The following is a 1,729-nucleotide window of genomic DNA, read 5'->3' on the forward strand; positions in this document are numbered from 1 at the left end:
ACTAATGATTGTATGTCCGATATTTAACTCCTCCATTCCCGGTAAACAGGCAACGGGGTAAACATTCCAATAAGTAAGTCCATGTCCTGCATTAACTCGCAATCCGGCTTTTATCGCTTGTTCGCACCCAATCGCTAGCATATCTAACTCATGCTTACGAGTTGTGTCGTCTTTTGCTTCTGCATATTTACCAGTGTGCAATTCAATAAATTGTGCTTGCACCTTGACAGAAGCTTCGATTTGTGCAGGTTCGGCATCGATAAATAGACTAACCGGAATTCCAGCAGATTGTAGTTTATCAACAACCTCTTCCATTCTACCAATTTGCCCGACAATATCTAAACCGCCTTCGGTTGTAACTTCCTCGCGTTTTTCGGGTACTAGGGTTACATAATCGGGTTTGATATCAAGTGCGATCGCAACCATTTCGTCGGTAGCAGCCATTTCTAGGTTTAGGTGTGTACGTACAGTTTGCCGCAAAATTCGCACATCACGATCTTGAATATGCCTTCTATCTTCCCGTAGATGTGCTGTGATGCCGTCAGCACCAGCTAATTCTGCCAATGCTGCTGCCACTAACGGATCGGGTTCTACCGTGCGTCGTGCTTGCCGGATTGTGGCGATATGGTCGATGTTTACCCCAAGTGTCAGAGTCACCCTAGTTACTCCTTGTCCGCAGTCTGTAGGATTTGTATTTTAGCGGAAATTTACTCAAAAATAGTAATTTATTCAATTTTTTTAGTTCTGCCAAAGAATATATAGTAGAAAATTGCGCTTTGGATTAAAAATACTACCAAGTCGATACCAGGACTTCCTGTTTGTTTGACAGTCCAAATTGCTGGTGTGGGAATTACAGAATCTTCGGTGTTGATAATAACTAAAGTTAAGTTATTTGCGGCATGAACTCCTAAAGCAAGTTCTAAGCGGTTATCTTTGAGTGTTAGAAAAGCTGCAAGTGCCCCAAAACTAAAGTAATACATTGCCATTAATACTGCTCCCCTTTGGACTTCTGGGTTGAGAAGATGGGGAAACATGAATAATAAACCTGTGATAATTATGATTACATATTTATTTTTGGTTATGCGACTAAATGCTTGAATTAAGTAACCACGAAAAAATAATTCTTCGCTGGATGTTTGAATTGGGGTCAGAATTAGTGCGGCAATTAGGAGTGGGAACCATTGAGCAGGATTAAAGGTAAATTTGTAATTTTGGGGTTCGCTAATGAGTGCGATCGCAATTAAAATTCCTTGGAGTAAAAACCAAACTCCAAACCCTGCAAAGAAGCGTTTAAAGTTAATCTTTGATTCTGCACTCACTAAACTGAGAATTTTTCGATTATGTAATAATTTTACTGCTACAAGTATGCCGATTAAAAAAAAGATAAACTGGAGATTAATGGCAATAAATGAATCTAAGGAGGCACTCTTTACAAATGTGTCAAATTGCCGTTCTATCTCGGAAAATGGCAATCCACGATTGGCAAAAACAACTCCGACAAATACTATTGTGGCAATACTACCAACAATCATCCACATGAAGAAAATTAATATAATTCCTAGTAAGTAACGCCACCAATTATTTTTACCTTGCTGGGCTATTTCCAGATAGTTTTGACTCATATATTTTAAGAATTAAAAGTTATTTTTTGTACATTCAGTAAATCACAAAGTTTTTTCCAAGGCTTATGCTCATTCAATCACTAAGTATAGTTAAGTAACTTTATACA

Annotated in this window: 2 protein-coding genes; both read right to left on the reverse strand. The window is 38.3% G+C overall.

Going from position 1 to position 1,729, the window contains the following annotated elements; genetic code table 11:
• Positions 1 to 657, reverse strand: a 657-nt coding sequence (locus tag CK510_RS30030) for a pyridoxine 5'-phosphate synthase (RefSeq protein WP_211293358.1), incomplete at its 3' end; no start/stop codon positions are given.
• Between the two features lie 68 nt (positions 658 to 725).
• A complete protein-coding gene (locus tag CK510_RS30035) occupies positions 726 to 1,622 on the reverse strand; it encodes a CPBP family intramembrane glutamic endopeptidase (RefSeq protein WP_095725076.1) in 897 nt (298 codons plus the stop codon).
• Positions 1,623 to 1,729 lie beyond the last annotated feature (107 nt).

The sequence above is a fragment of the Brunnivagina elsteri CCALA 953 genome, from assembly GCF_002289455.1.
Taxonomy (GTDB): domain Bacteria; phylum Cyanobacteriota; class Cyanobacteriia; order Cyanobacteriales; family Nostocaceae; genus Brunnivagina; species Brunnivagina elsteri.

Bases quoted from the DNA above. Each gene is read 5' to 3' on its own strand.
- CK510_RS30035 (WP_095725076.1), bottom strand. From the start codon at position 1,622: ATGAGTCAAAACTATCTGGAAATAGCCCAGCAAGGTAAAAATAATTGG.